Below are 21,112 nucleotides of genomic sequence, written 5' to 3' on the forward strand. Positions count from 1 at the left end.
CGGCCCAAAATCAAGCCGCCTTATCGGCCTTGTCTTCGGTCAGGATCGTGTAAAGCGTGGCCGGGTCGGGGTTCGACCGCAACTTGGTGCAGATGCTGGTGTCGCGCAGCGTGCGGGCCACCAGTGCCAGCGCTTTGAGATGCTCCACCCCCGCATCTTCGGGGGCGAAGAGGGCAAAGGCCACGTCAACCGGTTGCCGGTCGACCGAGGAAAAATCAATCGGCTTGTCCAACAGCACGAAGGCACCGACAACCTTGTCGATCCCATCCATCCGCGCGTGGGGCAGGGCGACACCGTGGCCCACGCCGGTCGGCCCAAGGGTTTCGCGCGTCATCAGCGCGTCCACCACTTGGCCGGCCGGCAGCCCATAGGCTTGCTGGGCGAGTTCGCCGATATCCTGCATTAGACGCTTCTTGCTCGAAGCCGAAGTCAAAACCTTCACGGCCTCTGGCTTGAGGAGTTTGCCGAAATCCATTCCGCTCGCCCTGCTCTGTGGCGGAAGTTACCGCCGTGGGTTACGAAGGGTCGATCCAGCCGATGTTGCCGTCTTCGCGGCGGTACACGACATTCATCCCTTCCTGGCCTTCCTTGCGAAACAATAGCACCGGATCGCCCGACAATTCCATTTGCATCACCGCTTCGCCGACAGACAAAGTTGGCACCTTCGTCTGCATCTCTGCAATGATCATGGGTTGGAGGGTATCAGGTTCCTGCGCATCTGAATCGCTGTCTGACGCGAGGATATAGGAGGACGCCCCCAGAAGTTCAACCGGTTCGGCGCGTTCTTTGTGATGGTCCTTCAGGCGGCGCTTATAGCGGCGCAACTGTTTTTCCATCTTTTCGCAGCAGCTGTCGAAGGCGGCGTAGATCTCTGTCGCCTTGGCCTTGGCCGACGCATTGAGTCCGGTGGAAAGATGCACGGTCGCCTCGCAGGCAAATTCGTGGCCCGTTTTGGAAAACACCACCATCGCATCTGTCGGGCGTTCGGCATATTTGCTAACCGCCTCGTCCAGTTCGGTCCGGACATGTGTCCGAAGCGCGTCGCCAATGTCGATCTGTTTGCCACTGATCTGATACCGCATATCGTCTCCTTGTCTTTCTTGTTCCGAACATTGCCAAACGGTCCACATGCGTGGAGCGCGACAACTTTCAGATATGGAGGAATGGCGCTGCGACCAGGATGATTTTGACCGTTCCTTCGCGGGAAGGGCGATGCAGGATCAAACAGGAACGCGATGTCACCATAGCTCAATGAGGCCGCGTTTCGGTTTGAAAGTCAATGGCGCCGATGCGCGCGCCATCCTTTTATCGCTACAATCAGAGCGGTTTTCCGCATCATGCGAGCAAGGCTTCGCCGAGGGCTGGAAGGCCCGGAAAAACGCGCTAAGTCTTAGGAAATACGGAAATTATCGCCAAGGTAGACGCGGCGCACATTCTCGTTTTGCACAACTTCTTCGGGCGTTCCGGACATCAGAACTTTGCCCTCATGCAAGATATAGGCGCGGTCCACGATCTCTAGGGTTTCGCGCACATTGTGGTCGGTGATCAGCACCCCGATGCCGCGTTTCTTGAGGTCAGCAACCAGTTGCCGAATGTCCCCGACCGAGATCGGATCGACCCCGGCGAAGGGTTCATCAAGCAGAAGATAGTTCGGGTTGGCGGCCAGACAGCGGGCGATTTCCACCCGGCGCCGCTCCCCACCCGATAGCGCCAGGGCAGGTGCGCGGCGCAGGTGTTCGATGGAAAATTCAGTCAGCAACTCTTCCAGCCGTTCGCGGCGCTGGTGGCGGTGTTTGACCCGGATATCGAGGATCGCGCTGATGTTGTCTTGCACCGACAGCCCGCGAAAAATGCTCATCTCCTGCGGCAGATAGCCGATGCCAAGCTGCGCGCGACGGTACATCGGCAGGGTGGTCACGTCTTTGCCGTCCACGGTGACGCGCCCGCCTTCGGGCGTGACCAGACCGGCCACCGCGTAGAACGTCGTCGTCTTGCCCGAGCCGTTCGGCCCCAGAAGCGCCACTACCTCCCCCCTGTCGAGCGCCATCGAAAAGTCGCGGATCACCGCTTTCTTGCGGTAAGACTTGCGCAGATGCTGAATGCGCAGGCCGGAATCGCCCCCGGCGACTTTCAGTTCAGGCGGCATCAGTTGTCGCTGCCGGGCTGCAAAATGGTCTTCACGCCGCCCGACATCTGCGCCGTGCCGTCGTTCAGGTTCACCGTCATTTCCTGCGCGCTCAGCGCACTGGGGCCTTGGGTCATCAGCACATCGCCGCGCATCACCAAGGTGCCAGCGTCGATGTCGTAGTCGGCGCGCTGCGATTCAGCGGCGTCCTCCCCCGCGACCAAGACCACGCCGCCGGTCGCCTCCAGCTTGGCAATGCCCTGATCCGAGGCGCGATAGACGACCTCGACCTTACCGGCGGAAAGGGTCATTTCGCCCTGAGAAATCAATACATTGCCCGTGAAGACGGCGGTGCCCGTGGCATTGTCGACCGACAGGTTATCGGCGGTCACTTCGACGGGTTGGCTGGTGTCTTGCTCAAGCGCGCCGAAGGCGACATTGGCAGATTGTGCAGAGACAGGGGCGGCCTGCAGCGCGAAAAACAGCGGCAGCATCAAAATAAACAAATGTCTCAAGGCAGTTACTCTTTCGTTGCTTGCGGCGTGTATATCAGTTTCACACCCTTTGTGAAAAGCAATTGCGATCCGGCGCTGTTCTGCCGGTTGGTGATGGCCATGCTGCCGGCGGTGATCTCGCCCGCGGGGCTGGTGGCGCGCACCGGGCCGGGCGATTGCAGGTCCAGCGTGGTGAGGTTCGAGATCATCCGCTCGGACAAGATTTCGTAGCCGGTTGAGGTGCTAACCCGCACATCGCCCGCCAGTTCCGCTTCCTCAGCCCCAGTGTCGAACCGCCCGCTGTTGGAGTGCAGCGTGATTTTGGAGCCGCCTTCTAGGTCCAGCGTCGCCTCGATCTCTTCGGCCTCATTTGTGCCCGTCTCCCCGCCGGGAGTGGTCAGCTTTTCGGCAGAGAAAGAGATCAGATCGCCATCCGCGGTGGTGCCGGAATAGAAGGGGCCGGTGATCTGTTGGTCGCGCAGCCGTTCCTGAACCTCTTTATCCGCGAAAGGGATCACGGCCTGCGGTTCAATCGCCCGCGACAGCAGGAACAGGGTCGATAGCAGCGCCAGCGCGATCAGCGGAAAGAGCACTTTCAGCCACGACACGACACGAGAGTGACGATCCCCCTTCACCCTGCGTCACCCCAGCCCGACGCGTAGGCAGTCGTGGATATGCAGCAGCCCGATGGGCGATTTGCCGTCGTTCTGCGCGGGGTCGGTCACGATAAGGCAGGTGATCTTGCGGCTGTTCATCACGCCCACGGCCTTTTCGGCCAATTCGTCGGGGGTGATGGTCACGGGCGAGGGGGTCATGACGTCGCGGGCGGTCATGGTCATCAAGCCATCCAGATGCCGGGCGAGGTCACCCATGGTGATGATCCCGGCCAGCGCGCCTGCCGCATCGGTGACGCAGACCACGCCAAAGCCCTTGCGGCTGATCTCGCTCAGCGCCTCGGGCATCGGGGCGTCGGCGGTGACCAGCGGCAGCTTATCGCCCACATGCATCAGATCGGCCACGCGGCTCAGCCTTGCGCCCAGCTTGCCGCCGGGGTGGAAGTCGCGGAAATGCTCGGCGGTGAAGGCGCGGTTTTCCATCAACGCCACGGCCACGGCATCGCCCATCGCCAGCGTCAGCGTGGTCGAGGTGGTGGGCACCACGCCGGTGCCGCACGCCTCTGCCGTGCGGGGCAGTTCAAGCACCACGTCGCTATGGCGGCCAAGGCTGCTTTCGGGGCGGCTGGTGAGGCCAATAAGCGGGATCTCGTAGCGGCGCGAATAGGCGATGAGATTCGCAAGCTCGGGCGCTTCGCCGGAGTTGGAGATCGCCAGCACCACATCGGCGGCGGTGATCATGCCCAGATCGCCGTGGCTCGCTTCGGCCGGGTGGACGAATTGCGCGGGCGTGCCGGTGGAGGCCAGCGTCGCCGCGATCTTGTTGCCGATATGGCCCGACTTGCCGATGCCGGTGACAATCACCCGGCCCTTGCAGGTCCGCATCAGGTCGACGGCAGCGCGGAAGCGGTCATCGAGACTGTCGGCCAACAGCAGCAGCGCTTCGGATTCGCAACGGATCACGCGGCGGGCGGTGTCGAGGAAAGGTGTGTTCATGCGTGTGCGAAGATGTCCGTGTCCGGCCATCCCTCCAGATCGAGCCGCGCGCGCATGGGCAGGAAATCGAAACAGGCTTGCGCCATCTCCATCCGGCCCTCGCGCAGGAGGCGTTTGTTCAATTCGTCGCGCAGCCGGTGCAGGTAGAGCACGTCCGAGGCAGCATAGTCGATCTGCGCCTGCGTCAGTTCCTCGGCGCCCCAGTCGCTGGACTGCTGCTGTTTCGAGATATCGACGCCCAGAAGCTCTTGGCAGAGCTTCGCCAGCCCGTGCCGGTCGGTGTAGGTCCGCACGAGGCGGCTGGCGATCTTGGTGCAATAGACCGGGGCGGCGGTGGCGCCGAAGGTGTTCAGCATCGCCGCGATGTCGAAACGTCCGTAGTGAAACACTTTCAGCACGTCCGGGTTTTCCAGCAGCGCGCAAAGGTTCGGCGCCGTGGTCTGACCAGGCGCAACCTGCACCAGATGGGCGCGCCCGTCCCCGCCCGACAATTGCACGACGCAAAGCCGGTCGCGATGCGGGTTCAGGCCCATCGTCTCGCAATCGATGGCGACCATCGGACCGAGGTCGAGGTCATCGGGCAGATCGCCTTGGTAAAGATAATTCGTCATGGGCCGTCTATATCGTGCATGGGGCGCATGGGAAAGCAGCCCTTTCGCGGACGGTCAGCCTGCCGCCGATGCCGCGGCGACCTCGGCCAGCGTCGGGCGTGGATAGCGCGCGAGGAGGGCGTCGACCAGCAGGTGGCAGCGATAACCGGACCAATCGGGGCGGATCAGCCCGCCGGGAGCGGCGGGGTGTTTCAGCACCAACCGACGCCAATTATGCACGATGAGGCAGCGCAGCACCGCCACGTCGAGGGCCGACAGCGCCGCGTTCGGGGGCAGCGCAGCCTCCAGCTTCTGCAGAGCCTCCAGCAGGGCGGTGTAGTCGTCCTCGAGCGCCGATGGCTCGGCCGCGCGGCGTAGCCAATCGGGGGCTTCGGTGCCGGGCAGGCAGGCGCATCCCTCGGGTGGGCGCACTCCGCGGGGACCGGCAAAGCCGCGCGGCATGACGGGAATGAAACCTGCCGCACGCATCGTGGCCTCGGTCTCCGCGCCGCCGGTCTCGCAAAGCGCCAGTTGCCACGGCTCGTCCAGATCGGGCGGCGGGGCGTAGATGCGCGGGCTGGCAGCGGCGCTCTCACGGCGGCCCATCGGGGTCAGGCTGTGTTGGCTGATGCGCCCGGCCTTGACCGATTGCAGCCAGCCGTCGTTGCGCAAACGGTGGAGTGCGACGCGGTTCGCCTCGGGGCGCACGTCGAGTGCGGCCATGATCTGCGACAACACCGGCCCGTCGATCGCATCGCCCTGTCCCTGCGCCATATCGCCGAAGAGACTGACCATCAGCGACCAGACCCGCTGACCGCCAAGGCCCGCGAGTGCGGCAACGACCGCTGGCGCGTGGTCAGACGGCATTCATCGTCAGCAGGTCGTATTCGGCGACCGCTTCCTCGCGTTGGTTGGTGAGGGTCACATGCCAGCGCACCTCGCCATATTCCTCGTTGCGCGGCGTCTTGTGCTTGACCGAAAGCCGCACCTTGATGCTGTCACCCGCCGAGACCGGTTCGAGGAACCGCAGGTTGTCGAGGCCGGTGTTGGCCAGCACCGGACCGGGGTCGGGCTGCACGAAGAGTCCGGCAGCGAAGCTTAGCAGAAGGTAGCCATGCGCCACGCGCCCCGGGAAGAACGGATTTGCGGCGGCTGCTTCGTCGTCCATGTGCGCATAGAAGGTGTCGCCGGTGAAATGGGCGAAGGTCTCGATATCTTCCAGCGTCACTTCGCGGCTGGGGGAATGGAAGGTCTCGCCCAGATCCAATTCGGTGAAGCGCCGTGTGAAGGGATGGGCGCGGTCGGTGATTTCCTCGGCTCCCGGCACCCATTGCTTGCCGATGGCGGTGAGGATGTCGGGGCTGCCCTGCACGGCAGTGCGCTGCATGTAATGCATCACGCCGCGCACGCCGCCCAGCTCTTCACCGCCGCCCGCGCGGCCCGGGCCGCCATGGACCATATGCGGCAGCGGCGAGCCGTGGCCCGTGGCCTCGGCCATGGATTTGCGGTTGTTGAAATAAAGCCGTCCGTGGAAGGCGGCCGAGCCCATGGTCAACTCGCGCGCGACATCGCCGTCATTGGTGATGATGGAGGCGACGAGTGAGCCTTGGCCGCGATTGAGAAGCGCGCTTGCATGCGCCAAATCGCGGTAGGGCATAAGGGTGGAAACCGGGCCGAATGCCTCGGTATCATGCACGCGCTCGGCCGCGTCGGGATCGGCGCAGTGGAACAGCATCGGGGGCAGGAAAGCGCCCTTGTCCCGGTCCGCGCCCTTCACGGTGAAGTTGTCGGGGTCGCCGAAGACCCGCTCGGCCTCGGCGCTCAGCAGCCCGACCTTTTCCAGCACGTCGCGTTTCTGGCTGCCCGAGACCAGTGCGCCCATGCGCGTGTCCTCGGCGCGGGGATCGCCGATGGTGGTCTTGGCGAGACGCTCGGAGAGCGCCGCGATCACCGCGTCGACCTGCGCCTGCGGCACCATGATGCGGCGGATGGCGGTGCATTTCTGCCCCGCCTTGGCGGTCATCTCGCGCTGCACTTCCTTGACGAAAAGGTCGAACTCCGGTGTGCCCGGCACGGCATCGGGGCCGAGGACCGAGGCGTTGAGACTGTCCTGCTCGGAGGTGAAGCGGACGGAGTTTTCCATGAGCCGCGGGTTGCCGCGCAGCTTCAGCGCGGTGTCGGCGGAGCCGGTGAAGGCCACGGCATCCTGACAGCCGAGCAGGTCGAGCATGTCGCCCAAGCCGCCGCTCACAAGCTGGAGCGCGCCTTTCGGCAGCAGCCCGCTGTCGAGCATCAGCCGCACGCAATGTTCGGTGACGTAGCAGGTGGTGGTCGCGGGTTTCACGATGGCCGGAACGCCTGCAAGCAGCGTCGGGGCAAGCTTTTCCAGCATGCCCCAAACGGGGAAGTTGAAGGCATTGATATGCACGGCGACGCCCTGCAGCGGCGTGCAGATATGACGGCCCATGAACTGCCCCTCGCGGCCCAGTTGCTCGGGTGCGCCGTCGAGGTAGACATGCGCATCCGGCATCTCGCGCCGGCCCTTGGAGGCGAAGACCAGCATGGTGCCGATGCCGCCATCGACGTCGATCTTGTGGTCCGAGAGCGTGGCGCCGGTGTCGTAGCTCAGATCATAAAGCGCCTGCTTGTGCTCCATCAGGTGCAGCGCCAGCGCCTTCAGCATGCGCGCGCGGTCGTGGAAGGTCATGGCGCGCAGGGCGGGGCCGCCGTGTTCGCGGGCGAAGCCCAGCATGGCGCCCGCGTCCAGCGCGTCGTTCCCGGCCTGCGCGATCACCTCGCCGGTAATGGCGCTGGCGATGTTGCGGGCGCCGGCCCCGGGGGCCAGCCATTCGCCGGCGGCGTAACTGTGAATATCGCGCATGTCGGCTCCTTCAGTGGGTGTCGTAGTCGATGGTGAGTTTGTCGCTCAGCGGGTAGGACTGGCAGGTCAGCACGTAGCCGCGTTCGACCTCGTAATCCTCCAGTGCGTGGTTCGAGATCATCTCGACTTCGCCTTCCAGCACCTTGCCCATGCAGGTCGAACAGACCCCGGCCTTGCAGGAAAACGGCGCCTCCTGCCCGTTCTCCAGCGCCGCTTCGAGGACCGATTGCCCCTTCTGCATGGTGAAACTGCGCCGCGCGCCGTCGATGATGACGGTGATCTCGGTGCCCTTCTGGCCCTCGCTGCGCTTGGCCATCTCCTGTTTCGCCAAACGGCCCTGCTGGCTTTCGCTGAACAGTTCGAACTTGATCTGCTCCTCGCCCAGGCCATTGGTCTTAAGTGCCTCGGCAATCGCCAGCATCATCGGCTCCGGCCCGCAGATGAAGGCGGTGTCGATGGTGTCGATCTGAATCCAGTGCTTGAACAGCGCGTCGCATTTGTCCTGATCGACGCGGCCCTCGAAAAGCTCCATGTCCTGACCGGATTCGAGGATGTGGATCACCGTCAGGCGGCCCATGTAGCGGTTCTTGAGGTCTTCGAGTTCCTCGCGGAACATGATCGTGTTCACCGCGCGGTTGGCATAGACCAGCGTGAAGGTGGACTTCGGCTCGCGTTTCAGCACCGTCTTCAGGATCGACAGCACCGGGGTGATGCCCGAGCCGCCCGCGAAGCCGAGGTAGTTCTTGGCGACCTCCGGTTCGATTGGGGTGAAGAACTTGCCCTGCGGCGGCATGGCGTGCAGCACGTCGCCGACCTTAAGCTCGGTATTGGCATAGGTCGAAAAGGCCCCGCCGTCGACGCGTTTGATCCCGACCTTCAACTCGCCGTCGTCGAGCCCCGCGCAGATCGAGTAGTTGCGGCGCAGCTCGGTGCCGTCGAAATCCTGTTTGAAGGTCAGGTACTGACCTTGGGTGAAGGCGAAGGCCTCGGGGTCTTCCGGCTTCAGCGTCAACACCACCGCGTCGCGGATGGTGTGGTGAATATCAGTCACTAAAAGGGGGTGGAACTGGCTCATCGGGGCCTCAGATACATTTGAAATAGTCAAAGGGTTCAAGGCAGTCCAAGCACCGCCATTGCGCCTTGCAGGGGGTCGAGCCGAACTGGCTGATCCGCTCCACCGCTTTCGATTGGCAGTGCGGGCAGTGCTGCGGCCCGCCGGCGGGGCGCGGCGGCGCGATGCCGTAGGCTTCGAGCTTGGCGCGGCCGGTGTCACTCATCCATTCGGTGGTCCAAGGTGGGGAGAGCCGGCGTTTCAGCTCCAGCTTCTCGATCCCGTGGCCGTGCAGCGCCATCTCGATGTCGAGGTTGATGATGCTGGTGGCGGGGCAGCCCGAATAGGTCGGTGTGATGGTGACGACCAGCGTGTCGCCCTGCCATGCCACATCGCGGATGATGCCCAGATCGGTAAGGGAGATCGCCGGGATCTCGGGGTCCGGGATCGCGGAGAGCCACGCCCAGACCGTCTTGACCGACGGCCTTTCGCCGCGGGCGGGGCCGCGCGAGGGGGACCCGCGCACCACCCCCGGCACCGGCGCGGGGGCGGGCCGGCTGTGGGGGGCGGGTTTCACCATGTGGCGTCCGGGTAGGCGCGTTGCAGCCACTGCATCTGGGTCAGCATATGGCCCAGATGCTCGCTGTGCCGCGCGCCGGTTTTCCCGCCCTTATGAGCAAAGTCGTCCTCAGGCTTACTGAGGGTCGCCGCCGCCAGCGTGTCGCCGACCAGTTGGTCATAGCTTTTGCGCATGCTCGCCGGATCGGGGGCGATGCCAGCTTCGGCCATGGCGGCGTCGACATCATCGCTGATGAACATCTCACCCACATAGGGCCAAAGCAGGTCGAGCGCCGCCTGCATCCGGCGGTGGCTTTCCTCGGTCCCGTCACCAAGGCCGATCACCGTGTCGGAGGACCGCTCCAAATGATATGTCACCTCTTTCGCCGATTTCTCGGCGATGGCGGCGATCTCTTTGTCGCTGGAGTCGATCAGCGCGGTGAGCTGCGCCAAATGCCAAGCATCGAAGAGGAACTGCCGCATCATGGTCTGGCCGAAATCGCCGTTGGGCTGTTCCACCAGCAGGACATTGCGGAAGTCCCAGACATCGCGGTGAAAGGCGAGCTTGTCGGCGTCGCGGCCTTCGCCCTCAACCTCGCCCGCCAGACCCAGCCACAACTGCGTCTGCCCGATCAGGTCGAGCGCCACATTGGCCAGCGCGATGTCCTCTTCCAGAACCGGCGCCACGCCGCACCATTCCGAGACGCGGTGGCCCAGCACCAGCGCGTTGTCGCCCATCCGGCAGAGGAATTCGAACTTGGGATCGGTGCCGCTCACATCGCCCCCACTTCGTCAGGAATGTCGTAAAAGGTCGGGTGGCGGTAGACCTTGTCGTTGGCAGGCTCGTAAAGCGCGCCTTTCTCCTCGGGGGAGGAAGCGGCGATGGCGCTGGCCTCGACCGCCCAGATGCTCACACCTTCGTTGCGGCGGGTATAGACGTCGCGGGCGTTCTTGATCGCCATTTCCGCATCCGCCGCGTGCAGGCTGCCGACATGGCGGTGGCTCAGCCCGTGCTGGCCGCGGATGAAGATTTCCCATAGGGGCCATTCGGTGGGCCGTGCGTCGCCGTGGGGGGCGGCTTCGGTACCTTTGTATTCGCTGGATTCAGGGCTGCTCATGTCGCTTACTCCGCTGCCATTTGTCTGCTGCGCTTCTTCTCGGCGTGGGCCAGAAGCCCCTCGCGCACCCAACGGCCTTCGTCCCAAGCCTTGTTGCGCGCCGCCAGCCGTTCGGTGTTGCAGGGGCCATTGCCCTTGAGCACCTGAAAGAACTCTTCCCAATCCGGCTCGGCAAAGTCGTAGTGGCCGGTCTCTTCGTTGAACTTCAGCGTCTCGTCGGGGATGGTGAGGCCGAGGTATTCCGCCTGCGGCACGGTCTCGTCCACGAACTTCTGACGCAGCTCGTCATTGGTGTTCATCTTGATCTTCCACGCCATCGATTGCGCGGAATGGACCGAATCCTTGTCCGAAGGGCCGAACATCATCAGCGCCGGGAACCAGAAGCGGTTGAGCGCGTCTTGCGCCATCTTGCGCTGCGCGGGGGTGCCGTTGGCCATCTTCAGCATGATGTCGAAGCCTTGGCGCTGGTGGAAGGATTCTTCCTTGCAGATCCGCACCATGGCGCGGGCGTAGGGCCCATAGGAGGTGCGCTGGAGCGGCACCTGATTCATGATCGCGGCACCATCGACCAGCCAGCCGACGGCGCCCATGTCGGCCCATGTCAGGGTCGGATAGTTGAAGATGGAGGAATATTTCATCTTCCCCGAAAGGAGGTCGCGGGTCATCTGGTCGCGGGTCACGCCCAACGTTTCCGCCGCGCAGTAGAGGTAAAGGCCGTGGCCAGCCTCGTCCTGCACCTTGGCCAGAAGGATCGCCTTGCGCTCCAACGTCGGGGCGCGGGTGATCCAGTTGCCTTCCGGCAACTGGCCTACGATCTCGGAATGCGCATGCTGTCCGATCTGGCGGATCAGGTTCTTGCGATAGCCGTCGGGCATCCAGTCCTTGGGCTCGATCTTGCCGCCCGCGTCGATGCGTTCCTGAAAGGCGCGCTCTTCGGGGTCCATCTCGTCGAGGGATTTGACGCCCTTGCCGGTGGATTTGATCATCTGTGCATACATCGGTCCGTTCCTTTCGAGGAAAGAAGTGTCAGCCTGCGTTTTCGAGGATCAGGGCAACGCCCTGACCCACGCCCACACACATGGTACATAGCGCGTATTTGCCGCCCGTCCGCTTAAGCTGCAGCGCCGCCGTCATCACCAGACGCGCGCCGGACATGCCCAGAGGGTGGCCGATGGCGATAGCGCCGCCGTTGGCGTTCACATGGGGTGCGTCGTCCGGCACGCCAAGCGCGCGCAGCGTGGCAAGGCCTTGGCTCGCGAAGGCTTCGTTAAGCTCGATCACGTCCATCTGCTCGATCGTGAGGCCCGCGCGGTCCAGCACCTTGCGCACCGCCGGGATCGGGCCGATGCCCATAACCCGCGGCTCGACGCCCGCCGCGGACATGGCGACGACGCGGGCGATGGGGGCAAGGCCGTGGTCCTTCACGCCGGCCTCGGAGGCGAGCAGCATCGCCGCGGCACCGTCGTTCACGCCCGAGGCATTGCCGGCGGTGACGGTCAGGTCGGCGCCGTTGATGCCGCGCAGCTTGCCCAGTTTCTCCAGCGTGGTGCCGGGGCGGGGGTGTTCGTCGCTGTCGACGACGATGTCGTCGCCCTTGCGCTGCGGAAAGGTGACCGGGGCGATTTCTTCGGCGAAAATGCCTTTTTCGGCCGCGGCGGCATAGCGTTCTTGGCTGCGGGCGGCGAAGGCGTCCTGATCTTCACGCGACACGTCATAATCGGCGGCGACGTTGTCGGCGGTCTCGGGCATGGAGTCGACGCCGAACTGCGCCTTCATCTTGGGGTTCACAAAGCGCCAGCCGATGGTGGTGTCATAGACGGCATTGTTGCGCGCAAAGGCGGTCTCGGCTTTGGGCATCACGAAGGGCGCGCGCGACATGCTTTCGATCCCGCCGGCGATGGCCAGATCCATATCGCCCGCGCGGATCGCCCGGGCGGCGGCGCCGACGGCGTCCATCCCGCTGGCGCAGAGACGGTTGATCGTGGCACCCGGCACATCGACCGGCAGACCGGCCAATAGCGACGCCATGCGTGCGACGTTGCGGTTGTCCTCGCCCGCCTGATTGGCGCAGCCCATGATCACGTCATCGACCCGCGCCCAATCGACGGAAGGGTTCCGCTCCATCAGCGCTTTCAGCGGCACGGCGGCCAGATCATCGGCGCGAACCGAAGAGAGGGCGCCGCCGTAACGGCCAATGGGGGTGCGCTGCGCGTCGCAGATGAATGCCTGCATGGGGGTCTCCTGTTGTTGCACCGTAATCTACACATCGGGGCGATTCGGTTCAATCAAAATGTTACGGAATGAAATTAGAGGGTCGATTTTGGTAACACGTCACCGCTCTGTCACCAAAGCTTTGCCAAAGAGTCACGCATTCGTCGGCCATCTGTCACGCATCGGGGGTTCTGTGCCGCCATCGCCACCCTCAGAGGAAGCTCACGATGACCAAACTGATCCGCCCGACCCGTCGCGCTGTGCTGGCGGGCTCCACCGCCTTTGCCGCAAGTCTTGCCATGCCCAGCCTTAGCCGTGCGGCCTCGCGCCCGATGTTTACCCATGGGGTGCAATCGGGCGATGTCGACACGCAGTCCGGTATGATCTGGACCCGCACCGACCGCCCGGCGCGGGTGCAGGTCGAAATCTCCACCACCGAAAGCTTTGCCAACGCACGCCAGCTTGCGCCGATGAACGCGCTGCCGAACCACGATCTGGCGGTGAAACGTCTGGTCGAAGGGCTGCCCTCGGATCAGGATATCTTTTACCGCTTCACCGCCGCCGATCTGAGCGACATCAACGCCACCTCCGAGCCGATCATCGGCCAGTTCCGCACCGCGCCCACCGCGCGCCGCGACGTGCGCTTTGCTTGGTCCGGTGACACCGCCGGTCAGGGCTGGGGCATCGACGATGAGGGCATGCGCACCTATGCGACCATGGCTAAACACCGCCCCGACTTCTTCCTGCATTCCGGTGACACCATCTATGCCGATGGCCCGCTTGAGGATGAGGTGCAGCTTGACGATGGCACGATGTGGAAGAACACCACCATCATCGACGAGAAGCGCAAGGTGGCCGAGACGCTGGACGAATACCGCGGTCAGTGGAAATACAACCTGATGGACGACCATGTGCGTGAGATGAACGCCCATGTGCCGACCTTCATGCAGTGGGACGACCATGAAGTCGTGAACAACTGGTCCTCCTCGCGCAGCCTGATGGAAGACGACCGCTATAGCGAGAAGTCGATCCATGTCCTCGCCGCCCGCGCTTCGCAGGCCTTCCATGAGATGACCCCGCTGCGCATCACCCCCGCCGAGCCGGGCCGGGTCTACCGCAAGATCAACTACGGTCCGATGCTGGATGTCTTCTTCCTTGACCTGCGCAGCTACCGGGGGCCGAACAGCGAGAACATGCAGACCGAGATGTCGCAGGCCACCGATATCCTCGGGGCCGAGCAGATGGCATGGCTCAAGCGGGAGCTGACCAATTCGGCGGCCACGTGGAAGGTCATCGCCTGCGACATGCCCATCGGTCTGGTCGTCGGCGGCGGGGCCGAGGCGGTTGCCAATGGCGACGATGGTGCCGCCAAAGGCCGCGAGCAAGAGATCGCGGGGCTGCTGCGTTTCATCAAAACCGCGCAGGTCGACAACGTGGTCTGGTTCACGGCGGATGTGCATTACACCGCCGCGCATTACTACAACCCCGACAAAGCGCAGTTTCAGGACTTTGACCCATTCTGGGAGTTTGTGTCGGGCCCGCTGCACGCCGGCACCTTTGGCCCGAACGAATTGGACGGCACCTTTGGCCCCGAGTTGAAATACGTCAAAGCCCCCGAAGAAGGTCAGGTGAACCTGCCGCCTTCCGCCGGTCTGCAATTCTTTGGCTTGGTCGATATCGACGCCAAGACCCAGCAGATGAAAGTGCGCCTGATGGACCGCGCCGATACCGAGCTTTACTCGGTGACGCTCGACCCCAAGGGGGCGGCGATCTAAGCGCCCTCTGGATGGCACAGTGAGAGGATCGCCCGGAAGCGGGCGATCCTTTTTGTTTCAGTAGTCGACGCCGCGCTGTGCTTTGATGCCCGCTTTGAACGGGTGTTTGACCTCGGACATTTCGGTCACCAGATCGGCATAGTCGCAAAGCTCGGGCCGGGCGTCGCGGCCTGTCAGCACCACGGCGGTGCGCTTGTCGCGCGCATCGAGCCCGGCGATCACGTCCTCGATCTTGAGGTATTCATAGCGGATGGCGATGTTGATCTCATCCATCACCACAAGGTCATACTCCCCGCTTTCCATCATCTCGCGCGCCTTGCCAAATGCGGCCTCGGCGGCGGCGATGTCGCGGTTGCGGTCTTGGGTGTCCCAAGTGAAGCCTTCGCCCATCGTGTGCCATGTCACCTCGTCCAGCCGTTCAAAGAACAATCGTTCGCCGGTTTTCCATTTGCCCTTGATGAACTGTACCACGCCGACGCGCTGCTTCCAGCCAAGCGCACGCACCACGACGCCGAAGGCGGAAGAGGATTTGCCCTTGCCCGGGCCGGTATGGACCAGCACCAGACCCTTGTCCGGGTCTTGCAACTCGGCCACCTTGGCGCGCTGTTCGGCCTGACGCTGCTGCATCTTTTCCTTGTGATCTTTCGGATCCGCGTCGCTCATCGGTCATCTCCTATATCCGGTTTCGGGGCACCATAGGGAGAGGCCGGGCCGGGCGAAAGCCCGCAATGAATTACGCCTTGGGATCGGTGACAGACCGCGCTTTGCCACGCTCCATCCCCAGCTGCCGCTCGCGCCAGATCACCAACGCGCCCGCGCTGATCACCAGCGCCGCGCCCGCCAGCATCATCATCGTGGGCAGTTCGGCAAAGAAGACATAGCCCAGCAAAATGGCGAAAAGCATTGAGGTGTAGTCATAGGGCGCCAGCATCGAGGCCGAGCCAAAGCGATAGGCCGAGGTGATCAGGATCTGCGCCACCCCGCCGATCAACCCGGCGAGGACCAGAAGACCAAAGGTTTGCAGATCGGGCATGACCCAGCCGAAGGGCAGGGTGAAAAGCGCCAGAATCGACGCGGTGGCCGAGAAATAGAACACGATGGCTGCGGTGTCTTCGCTTTGCACCAACTGGCGAATGTGGATCTGCACGAGGCTGCGCACCATCGTCGCCATCAGGATCAGCAACGCGCCGATGGTGGCTGTCTGCTCCATCGTGCCGATGCTGGTGAAGCGCGGCCAAAGGATGATCATCACCCCCACCAGCCCAATCGCCACGGCACTCACGCGGATCAGCCGGATTTTCTCGCCCAGCAACACGGCGGCGAGGATGACCGTGAAAATCGGTGTGGCAAAGCCGATGGCCGTGACCTCGGGCAGGGGCAGCAGGCCGAGGCCGGTAAAGGTCAGCCCCATCGCCGTGGTGCCGAAGAGCCCGCGCCAAACATGGCCCATCGGGTTTTGCGTCTTTAGCCCGCTTTTCAATTTGCCGCGCTGCGCCAGCCAAATCAGGATCACCGGAATGGCAAAGAAGGAGCGGAAGAAAACAGACTCCCCGGCGGGGACCTCATCGGCCAGCGATTTGATGATCGCGGACATGCAGGTGAAGAGCAGGATCGCCGTGATTTTCAGACCGACACCAAGGGCGGGGCGGGCGGAGAAATCATCGACTTTCATGCTTTGATCCTCACGCCTCGGGGCCAATTATGCCGCGGTTCTGGCCAATCTGTCCGCGATGCAGCAGCAGGTGATCCAGCAGCACGCAGGCCATCATCGCCTCGCCCACCGGCACCGCGCGGATGCCGACGCAAGGATCGTGACGGCCCTTGGTGATGATCTCGGTCTCGTTGCCGTGCTTGGTGATGGTGCGGCGCGTGGTCAGGATGCTGGAGGTCGGCTTCACCGCGAAACGCAGCACCACATCCTGCCCGGTGCTGATCCCGCCCAAGATGCCGCCCGCGTGGTTCGAGGAATATTCCGGCCCATCCGGCCCCATGGTGATCTCATCGGCGTTCAATTCGCCCGTCAGCATCGCCGCCGACATGCCCTCGCCGATCTCCACACCTTTGACGGCATTGATGCTCATCATCGCGGCGGCCAGATCGGTGTCGAGCTTACCATAGACCGGCGCGCCGAGGCCCGCAGGCACGCCGCGCGCCGTCACCTCGATGATCGCGCCGACGCTGCTGCCCGATTTGCGCAGCCCGTCGAGGTAGTCGGCCCAGTCATCCGCTGCTTTGGCATCCGGCACCCAAAAGGGGTTTTGGTCGATCTGGTCCCAGTCAAAGGCATCGCGGTCGATCTTATGCGGCCCCATCTGCACCATGTAGCCGGTGATCTGAAGCTCCGGCGCCAGCGCCTTGATCGCCTCACGCGCCAGACCGCCCGCCGCCACCCGCGCGGCGGTCTCCCGGGCCGAGGAACGGCCACCCCCGCGATAGTCGCGGATGCCGTATTTCTGGAAATAGGTGATGTCGGCGTGGCCGGGGCGGAACTTGTCCTTGATGTCGCCGTAGTCTTTCGAGCGTTGATCGGTGTTCTCGATCATCAGCTGCACGGGCGTGCCGGTGGTGACCCCTTCGAAGGTGCCCGACAGGATCCGCACCTCATCCGCTTCGCGCCGCTGAGTGGTGTATTTGTTCTGGCCTGGTTTGCGCTTGTCGAGCCACTGTTGGATCATACCCTCGTCAATCGGCACGCCGGGCGGGCAGCCGTCGATGGTCGCCCCAAGGGCGGGCCCGTGGCTCTCGCCCCATGTGGTGACCCGGTAAAGATGGCCAAAGCTGTTGATCGACATGGGCGGACCTCCTGTTGTCAAACCCTTAGCCGGGGCAGCGCCCTGCCTCAAGGGGATTTGCCTTGCCAATTGTGCAGGTCCGATCTACCCCTGACGCTACCTCGGGGGGCCTTTGGGCTGAGATGTGCATGTTGTGCGGACCCGTTGAACCTGAACCGGTTAACACCGGCGGAGGGAAGGTCAGGACAGACATCCACCTTTTACCTTTCGCCGCAAAAGGAGGATGCGATGAAGTATCTTACACTTGCTGCGGGCGTCATGGGCGCATCGGCGGCTTGGGCCGAAACGCCTGAACTGACGGTCTATACCTACGACAGTTTTGTCACCGAATGGGGGCCCGGCCCGGCCATCGAAGAGGGGTTCGAGGCGCAGTGCGGCTGCGATGTGAAATTCGTCGGCATGGGCGATGGCGCGGCTTTGCTGGCGCGGCTCAAGCTTGAGGGCGCACGCTCTGACGCGGATATCGTGCTGGGGCTGGACACCAGCCTTGTCGCTGCCGCGAAGGAGACTGAGCTTTTCGCGCCAAGCGGGTTGCAGGCCGACTATGATCTGCCGATCACGTGGGAAGACGAAGTCTTCGTGCCCTACGACTGGGGTTACTTCGCCTTCGTCCATGGCACCGATCTGGACGCGCCCGGTAATTTCAAAGCGCTGGCCGAAAGCGATCTGAAAATCGTGATCCAAGACCCGCGCTCTTCGACGCCCGGTTTGGGGCTGCTGATGTGGGTTAAAGCGGCCTACGGCGAGGACGCGCCCGAGGTTTGGGCGGGGCTGGCCGACAACGTCGTGACCGTGACAAAGGGTTGGTCCGAAGCCTACGGTCTCTTCCTCGAAGGCGAGGCTGATATGGTGCTGAGCTACACCACCTCTCCGGCCTATCACCTGATCGCGGAGGAGGACGACAGCAAGACCGCGGCGCTGTTCGACGAGGGCCATTACATGCAGATCGAAGTGGCGGGGAAGCTTGCCGGGTCGGATCAGCCGGAACTGGCGGATCGGTTCTTGCAATACCTCGTCTCTGATGCCGCGCAATCGGTGCTGCCGACGACCAACTGGATGTATCCCGCCGTGACGCCCGAAGGCGGTCTGCCCGCAGGGTTCGAGGGCATGATCCAGCCCGGCAAGGCGCTGTTGGTGCCGAACGGCGAGGTCCCCGCGCTCCGTGAGGAGGCTTTGGACGAATGGCTGACCGCGCTGTCGCGTTAAGCGGCAAGACGGGGCTTTTCGCCGCCGCGCTGGTCGCGGGGCTGATCCTTGTCGCTTTGGTCGCCGTCTTCATGGCGGCCGATGTGGGCGCGGGGCTCGGCCCGGCGGATTGGGCGGCGGTGCGGTTTACCGCGACACAGGCGGTTTGGTCGGCGGTGCTTTCGGTGCTGCTGGCCGTGCCGGTGGCGCGGGCCTTGGCGCGGCGGCGGTTCTGGGGGCGTGGGGCGCTGATCACGCTGCTGGGCGCGCCCTTCATCCTGCCGGTGATCGTGGCGGTGCTGGGGCTGCTGACGGTCTTTGGCCGGTCGGGTGTGCTGAACCAATTTGGCGCGGCTCTGGGCTTGCCGCCGGTGTCGATCTACGGGCTGCATGGCGTGGTTCTGGCACATGTTTTCTTCAACCTGCCGCTGGCCACGCGGCTTTTGCTGCAAGGCTGGCAGAGCATCCCTTCTGAGCGGTTTCGGCTGGCGGGGCAGCTCCAGATGACGCCGCGGGCGCTGTTTCTGGCGCTGGAATGGCCGATGATGCGGCAGGTGCTGCCCGGCGTGGCGGCGCTGATTTTCGTGATTTGCCTGACCAGTTTCGCCGTGGCCCTGACGCTGGGCGGTGGGCCGCGGGCGACGACGATTGAACTGGCGATCTATCAGGCCTTTCGGTTTGACTTCGATCTGGGCCGCGCCGCGCTGTTGTCTGTGGTGCAGCTTGTTCTGGCTGGCGCTGCGGCGGTGGCGGCGCTTTGGCTGATCCCACCGATCAGCTTGGGCGGCGGGTTGGACCGCCCCCTGCGCCGCTGGGATGCGCGGGGCGGCGTGCAGCGGGCGTTGGACGGGGTGGTGATCGCGCTCGCCGCGCTGTTTTTGCTGCTGCCGCTGGGCGCCGTGGTGCTGCGCGGGCTGGTGGGGGTCGCGCAACTGCCCGCCTCGGTCTGGCAAGCCACCGGGAACAGCATTCTGGTGGCGGGGTTGAGCGTGGCGGTATTGGCCCTGCTGGCGCTGCCGATGGCAGGCTGGATCGCCACCCGGCGGCGCGGCGGGGTGGAGGCGATTGGCCTGATGGGGCTTGCGGCCTCTCCGCTGATGATTGGCACGGGGTGGTTCATCTTGATCAACCCGGTGCTGGACCCGGCACGGCTGAGCCTGCCGGTCACCGCCTTGGTCAACGCGCTGATGGCGTTGCCTTTCGTGCTGCGCATTCTGGTGCCGCGCCTGCGCGAGACCTTGCAGGATTATGGCCCCCTGACCCAAACCCTCGGCATGACGGGTTGGGCGCTGTGGCGGCTGCTGGTCCTGCCGCGTCTGCGCCCGCAACTGGGCTTTGCCGCCGGGCTGACGGGGGCGCTCTCGGTGGGGGATCTCGGCGTGATCGCGCTTTTCGCCGATCAGGAACGTGCGACGCTGCCCTTGCAGATGTATCGTCTGATGGGCGCCTACCGGATGGAGGCCGCGGCGGGCGCAGCGCTGCTTTTGCTGGTCTTGGCGCTGGCGGTGTTTTTCATCTGCGACAAATGGGGGCGCTGGCATGCTGACGCTTGAAGACATGCGCATTGAGCGGGGCGAGTTCTCCCTCGTGGCCGATATGAGGCTGGCGCAGGGGCGCAACTACGCGGTGATCGGCCCCTCCGGGTCGGGCAAGTCGACCCTGCTGGCGGCAATCTGTGGGTTCGTGCCGGTGGCGGCGGGGCGGTTGTTGCGGGAGGGGGAGGAGATCACGGATCAACATCCCGGCCAGCGCGGCATGACGATGCTGTTTCAGGACAACAACCTATTCCCGCATCTCACCGTGCGGCAGAACGTCGGCCTTGGCCTGCGCCCCGATTTGCGGCTGAAAGCAGCGGATCGGGAGGCGGTCGATGCCGCCCTCGCGCGGGTGGGGCTTGCCGCCCATGCCGCCAAACGCCCCGGCGCGCTCTCGGGCGGGCAGCAAAGCCGCGTGGCGCTGGCGCGGGTGCTGGTACAGGCGCGGCCTTGGGTGCTGTTGGATGAGCCCTTTGCCGCGCTCGGCCCGGCGCTGCGGGTGGAGATGCTGGATTTGGTCCAAGACCTCGCCCGTGAGACCGGCGCGGGGCTGATCATGGTGACCCATGCCCCCGATGACGTGCGCCGCATCGCGGATGAGGTGATCTTTGTCGAAGGCGGGCGCGCCCATGCGCCGGGACCGGCGGCGGAATTGCTCGACAACCCGCCCCCGGCCTTGCGCGCCTATCTCGGCTAGGCGGCGGAAATTTTTGAAATTTCCGCGCCGTTTTCATTTGAAGAAAACGTCTCCAGTGCTTGGGTCATGCCAAGAGCGGCCTGCGCGGCCTCGCGGCCCTTAGTGACGAAATGCTCGCGGTAGATCGCGTTGTGATGATCCGTTTCCTGATAGTGGTGCGGCGTGAGCGAGACTGACAGCACCGGCAGGTCGCAGTCGAGCCCCACGCGCATCAGCCCATCGACCACCGTCTGCGCTACGAAGTCATGCCGGTAAATGCCGCCATCCACCACGAAGGCCGCGCAGATCACGGCGTCGTAGCGCCCGGTCTTGGCCAGACGCTGCGCCATGAGCGGCAGTTCAAAGGCCCCGGGAACGGCAAAGCTGTCCACCTGCGCGGCGTCGATAAATTCGGTAAACCCGTCATAGGCGCGGTCGACGATATCCGCATGCCAGCTTGCACGCACAAAGGCGAAACGGGCGGAACGTTCTTGTGTCATGGTGATCTCCT

The 21,112-nt window shown here is 64.1% G+C and carries 23 protein-coding genes and 1 riboswitch; of the genes, 4 read left to right on the top strand and 19 right to left on the bottom strand.

Annotated elements, in window-relative coordinates:
* Positions 1-10: 10 nt before the first annotated feature.
* The 15 genes from ACGYLX_RS10995 to pcaF all read right to left on the bottom strand — a co-directional run bounded on the left by ACGYLX_RS10995 (position 11) and on the right by pcaF (position 12,659).
* Complete coding sequence (locus ACGYLX_RS10995; protein ID WP_067630567.1) at positions 11-475, bottom strand: PTS sugar transporter subunit IIA; 465 nt, start codon at positions 473-475, stop codon at positions 11-13.
* Between the two features lie 40 nt (positions 476-515).
* Positions 516-1,082, bottom strand: coding sequence for a ribosome hibernation-promoting factor, HPF/YfiA family (hpf, locus tag ACGYLX_RS11000; RefSeq protein ID WP_067267651.1), 567 nt, complete (start codon positions 1,080-1,082; stop codon positions 516-518).
* A 308-nt stretch (positions 1,083-1,390) separates the two neighbouring features.
* On the bottom strand, positions 1,391-2,149 hold the full coding sequence (gene lptB, locus ACGYLX_RS11005; protein ID WP_136720275.1) for an LPS export ABC transporter ATP-binding protein: 759 nt from the start codon (positions 2,147-2,149) through the stop codon (positions 1,391-1,393).
* Positions 2,146-2,619 (bottom strand): lipopolysaccharide transport periplasmic protein LptA, encoded by a 474-nt coding sequence (gene lptA, locus ACGYLX_RS11010; RefSeq protein WP_394374296.1) that lies wholly within the window; start codon positions 2,617-2,619, stop codon positions 2,146-2,148. The genes lptB and lptA overlap by 4 nt, the downstream gene beginning before the upstream one ends.
* 26 nt (positions 2,620-2,645) lie before the next feature.
* Positions 2,646-3,254: an LPS export ABC transporter periplasmic protein LptC gene (lptC, locus tag ACGYLX_RS11015; protein WP_209216978.1), complete on the bottom strand. Its 609-nt coding sequence runs from the start codon at positions 3,252-3,254 to the stop codon at positions 2,646-2,648.
* Positions 3,255-3,260: 6 nt separating this feature from the next.
* The gene (locus ACGYLX_RS11020) at positions 3,261-4,229 is read right to left on the bottom strand and encodes an SIS domain-containing protein (RefSeq protein ID WP_394449411.1); all 969 of its coding nucleotides are present in this window, start codon (positions 4,227-4,229) and stop codon (positions 3,261-3,263) included.
* A complete protein-coding gene (locus tag ACGYLX_RS11025; RefSeq protein WP_394449414.1) occupies positions 4,226-4,840 on the bottom strand; it encodes a ribonuclease D in 615 nt (204 codons plus the stop codon). The genes ACGYLX_RS11020 and ACGYLX_RS11025 overlap by 4 nt, the downstream gene beginning before the upstream one ends.
* 54 nt (positions 4,841-4,894) lie before the next feature.
* Entirely contained in the window at positions 4,895-5,686 is a 792-nt protein-coding gene (locus tag ACGYLX_RS11030; protein ID WP_394449416.1) for a PaaX family transcriptional regulator C-terminal domain-containing protein, read from the bottom strand.
* Positions 5,676-7,700 (bottom strand): phenylacetic acid degradation bifunctional protein PaaZ, encoded by a 2,025-nt coding sequence (paaZ, locus tag ACGYLX_RS11035; RefSeq protein ID WP_394449419.1) that lies wholly within the window; start codon positions 7,698-7,700, stop codon positions 5,676-5,678. The genes ACGYLX_RS11030 and paaZ overlap by 11 nt, the downstream gene beginning before the upstream one ends.
* A 10-nt stretch (positions 7,701-7,710) precedes the next feature.
* Positions 7,711-8,775: a 2Fe-2S iron-sulfur cluster-binding protein gene (locus ACGYLX_RS11040; RefSeq protein WP_394449421.1), complete on the bottom strand. Its 1,065-nt coding sequence runs from the start codon at positions 8,773-8,775 to the stop codon at positions 7,711-7,713.
* 7 nt (positions 8,776-8,782) lie between these two features.
* Positions 8,783-9,331 carry a 1,2-phenylacetyl-CoA epoxidase subunit PaaD gene (gene paaD, locus ACGYLX_RS11045; RefSeq protein WP_394449424.1) on the bottom strand — a complete coding sequence of 183 codons (549 nt, stop codon included), beginning with the start codon at positions 9,329-9,331 and terminating at the stop codon, positions 8,783-8,785.
* Positions 9,325-10,047, bottom strand: coding sequence for a 1,2-phenylacetyl-CoA epoxidase subunit PaaC (gene paaC / locus ACGYLX_RS11050; protein WP_394449796.1), 723 nt, complete (start codon positions 10,045-10,047; stop codon positions 9,325-9,327). The genes paaD and paaC overlap by 7 nt, the downstream gene beginning before the upstream one ends.
* A gap of 35 nt (positions 10,048-10,082) precedes the next feature.
* The gene (gene paaB, locus ACGYLX_RS11055; RefSeq protein ID WP_231886377.1) at positions 10,083-10,427 is read right to left on the bottom strand and encodes a 1,2-phenylacetyl-CoA epoxidase subunit PaaB; all 345 of its coding nucleotides are present in this window, start codon (positions 10,425-10,427) and stop codon (positions 10,083-10,085) included.
* Between the two features lie 5 nt (positions 10,428-10,432).
* Complete coding sequence (gene paaA / locus ACGYLX_RS11060) at positions 10,433-11,425, bottom strand: 1,2-phenylacetyl-CoA epoxidase subunit PaaA (protein ID WP_394449428.1); 993 nt, start codon at positions 11,423-11,425, stop codon at positions 10,433-10,435.
* 28 nt (positions 11,426-11,453) lie between these two features.
* Positions 11,454-12,659, bottom strand: coding sequence for a 3-oxoadipyl-CoA thiolase (gene pcaF / locus ACGYLX_RS11065; protein ID WP_394449431.1), 1,206 nt, complete (start codon positions 12,657-12,659; stop codon positions 11,454-11,456).
* A gap of 206 nt (positions 12,660-12,865) precedes the next feature.
* Between pcaF and ACGYLX_RS11070 the strand changes: the two genes are divergently transcribed.
* Positions 12,866-14,413: an alkaline phosphatase D family protein gene (locus tag ACGYLX_RS11070; RefSeq protein WP_394449434.1), complete on the top strand. Its 1,548-nt coding sequence runs from the start codon at positions 12,866-12,868 to the stop codon at positions 14,411-14,413.
* Between the two features lie 57 nt (positions 14,414-14,470).
* Here ACGYLX_RS11070 and cobO read toward each other — a convergent pair whose 3' ends face one another.
* The 3 genes from cobO to aroC form a co-directional block, all read right to left on the bottom strand.
* A complete protein-coding gene (gene cobO, locus ACGYLX_RS11075; RefSeq protein ID WP_394449437.1) occupies positions 14,471-15,076 on the bottom strand; it encodes a cob(I)yrinic acid a,c-diamide adenosyltransferase in 606 nt (201 codons plus the stop codon).
* A 70-nt stretch (positions 15,077-15,146) separates the two neighbouring features.
* Positions 15,147-16,085 (bottom strand): DMT family transporter, encoded by a 939-nt coding sequence (locus ACGYLX_RS11080; RefSeq protein WP_394419876.1) that lies wholly within the window; start codon positions 16,083-16,085, stop codon positions 15,147-15,149.
* Positions 16,086-16,095: 10 nt separating this feature from the next.
* A complete protein-coding gene (aroC, locus tag ACGYLX_RS11085) occupies positions 16,096-17,205 on the bottom strand; it encodes a chorismate synthase (protein WP_394449440.1) in 1,110 nt (369 codons plus the stop codon).
* Between the two features lie 92 nt (positions 17,206-17,297).
* Positions 17,298-17,399: riboswitch (TPP riboswitch) on the top strand.
* A 34-nt stretch (positions 17,400-17,433) separates the two neighbouring features.
* Between aroC and thiB the strand changes: the two genes are divergently transcribed.
* Genes thiB through ACGYLX_RS11100 form a run of 3 tightly spaced genes read left to right on the top strand, consistent with a single transcriptional unit; the run spans position 17,434 to position 20,622 of the window.
* Positions 17,434-18,411: a thiamine ABC transporter substrate binding subunit gene (thiB, locus tag ACGYLX_RS11090; RefSeq protein ID WP_394449443.1), complete on the top strand. Its 978-nt coding sequence runs from the start codon at positions 17,434-17,436 to the stop codon at positions 18,409-18,411.
* Positions 18,387-19,943: a thiamine/thiamine pyrophosphate ABC transporter permease ThiP gene (locus ACGYLX_RS11095; protein WP_394449445.1), complete on the top strand. Its 1,557-nt coding sequence runs from the start codon at positions 18,387-18,389 to the stop codon at positions 19,941-19,943. The genes thiB and ACGYLX_RS11095 overlap by 25 nt, the downstream gene beginning before the upstream one ends.
* Positions 19,930-20,622 (top strand): ATP-binding cassette domain-containing protein, encoded by a 693-nt coding sequence (locus ACGYLX_RS11100; protein WP_394449447.1) that lies wholly within the window; start codon positions 19,930-19,932, stop codon positions 20,620-20,622. The genes ACGYLX_RS11095 and ACGYLX_RS11100 overlap by 14 nt, the downstream gene beginning before the upstream one ends.
* On the opposite strand, the gene ACGYLX_RS11105 is transcribed toward ACGYLX_RS11100, so the two are convergent.
* A complete protein-coding gene (locus ACGYLX_RS11105) occupies positions 20,619-21,101 on the bottom strand; it encodes a 6,7-dimethyl-8-ribityllumazine synthase (RefSeq protein ID WP_394449450.1) in 483 nt (160 codons plus the stop codon). The two genes, ACGYLX_RS11100 and ACGYLX_RS11105, sit on opposite strands and share 4 nt — an antisense overlap.
* Positions 21,102-21,112 lie beyond the last annotated feature (11 nt).

It is taken from the genome of Sulfitobacter sp. 1A13496 (genome assembly GCF_043557225.1).
Classification (GTDB): Bacteria; Pseudomonadota; Alphaproteobacteria; order Rhodobacterales; family Rhodobacteraceae; genus Sulfitobacter; species Sulfitobacter faviae.

What these genes read in the sequence shown, in the direction of transcription:
- ACGYLX_RS11070 (WP_394449434.1), top strand. Translation starts at nt 12,866, where the DNA reads ATGACCAAACTGATCCGCCCGACCCGTCGCGCTGTGCTGGCGGGCTCC.
- pcaF (WP_394449431.1), bottom strand. Translation starts at nt 12,659, where the DNA reads ATGCAGGCATTCATCTGCGACGCGCAGCGCACCCCCATTGGCCGTTAC.
- aroC (WP_394449440.1), bottom strand. Translation starts at nt 17,205, where the DNA reads ATGTCGATCAACAGCTTTGGCCATCTTTACCGGGTCACCACATGGGGC.
- lptA (WP_394374296.1), bottom strand. Translation starts at nt 2,619, where the DNA reads ATGCTGCCGCTGTTTTTCGCGCTGCAGGCCGCCCCTGTCTCTGCACAA.
- ACGYLX_RS11080 (WP_394419876.1), bottom strand. Translation starts at nt 16,085, where the DNA reads ATGAAAGTCGATGATTTCTCCGCCCGCCCCGCCCTTGGTGTCGGTCTG.
- ACGYLX_RS11020 (WP_394449411.1), bottom strand. Translation starts at nt 4,229, where the DNA reads ATGAACACACCTTTCCTCGACACCGCCCGCCGCGTGATCCGTTGCGAA.
- paaC (WP_394449796.1), bottom strand. Translation starts at nt 10,047, where the DNA reads ATGGGCGACAACGCGCTGGTGCTGGGCCACCGCGTCTCGGAATGGTGC.
- ACGYLX_RS11095 (WP_394449445.1), top strand. Translation starts at nt 18,387, where the DNA reads ATGGCTGACCGCGCTGTCGCGTTAAGCGGCAAGACGGGGCTTTTCGCC.
- paaD (WP_394449424.1), bottom strand. Translation starts at nt 9,331, where the DNA reads ATGGTGAAACCCGCCCCCCACAGCCGGCCCGCCCCCGCGCCGGTGCCG.
- thiB (WP_394449443.1), top strand. Translation starts at nt 17,434, where the DNA reads ATGAAGTATCTTACACTTGCTGCGGGCGTCATGGGCGCATCGGCGGCT.
- ACGYLX_RS11025 (WP_394449414.1), bottom strand. Translation starts at nt 4,840, where the DNA reads ATGACGAATTATCTTTACCAAGGCGATCTGCCCGATGACCTCGACCTC.
- cobO (WP_394449437.1), bottom strand. Translation starts at nt 15,076, where the DNA reads ATGAGCGACGCGGATCCGAAAGATCACAAGGAAAAGATGCAGCAGCGT.
- ACGYLX_RS11040 (WP_394449421.1), bottom strand. Translation starts at nt 8,775, where the DNA reads ATGAGCCAGTTCCACCCCCTTTTAGTGACTGATATTCACCACACCATC.
- paaZ (WP_394449419.1), bottom strand. Translation starts at nt 7,700, where the DNA reads ATGCGCGATATTCACAGTTACGCCGCCGGCGAATGGCTGGCCCCCGGG.
- paaB (WP_231886377.1), bottom strand. Translation starts at nt 10,427, where the DNA reads ATGAGCAGCCCTGAATCCAGCGAATACAAAGGTACCGAAGCCGCCCCC.
- ACGYLX_RS11100 (WP_394449447.1), top strand. Translation starts at nt 19,930, where the DNA reads ATGCTGACGCTTGAAGACATGCGCATTGAGCGGGGCGAGTTCTCCCTC.
- ACGYLX_RS11105 (WP_394449450.1), bottom strand. Translation starts at nt 21,101, where the DNA reads ATGACACAAGAACGTTCCGCCCGTTTCGCCTTTGTGCGTGCAAGCTGG.
- ACGYLX_RS11030 (WP_394449416.1), bottom strand. Translation starts at nt 5,686, where the DNA reads ATGCCGTCTGACCACGCGCCAGCGGTCGTTGCCGCACTCGCGGGCCTT.
- hpf (WP_067267651.1), bottom strand. Translation starts at nt 1,082, where the DNA reads ATGCGGTATCAGATCAGTGGCAAACAGATCGACATTGGCGACGCGCTT.
- paaA (WP_394449428.1), bottom strand. Translation starts at nt 11,425, where the DNA reads ATGTATGCACAGATGATCAAATCCACCGGCAAGGGCGTCAAATCCCTC.
- ACGYLX_RS10995 (WP_067630567.1), bottom strand. Translation starts at nt 475, where the DNA reads ATGGATTTCGGCAAACTCCTCAAGCCAGAGGCCGTGAAGGTTTTGACT.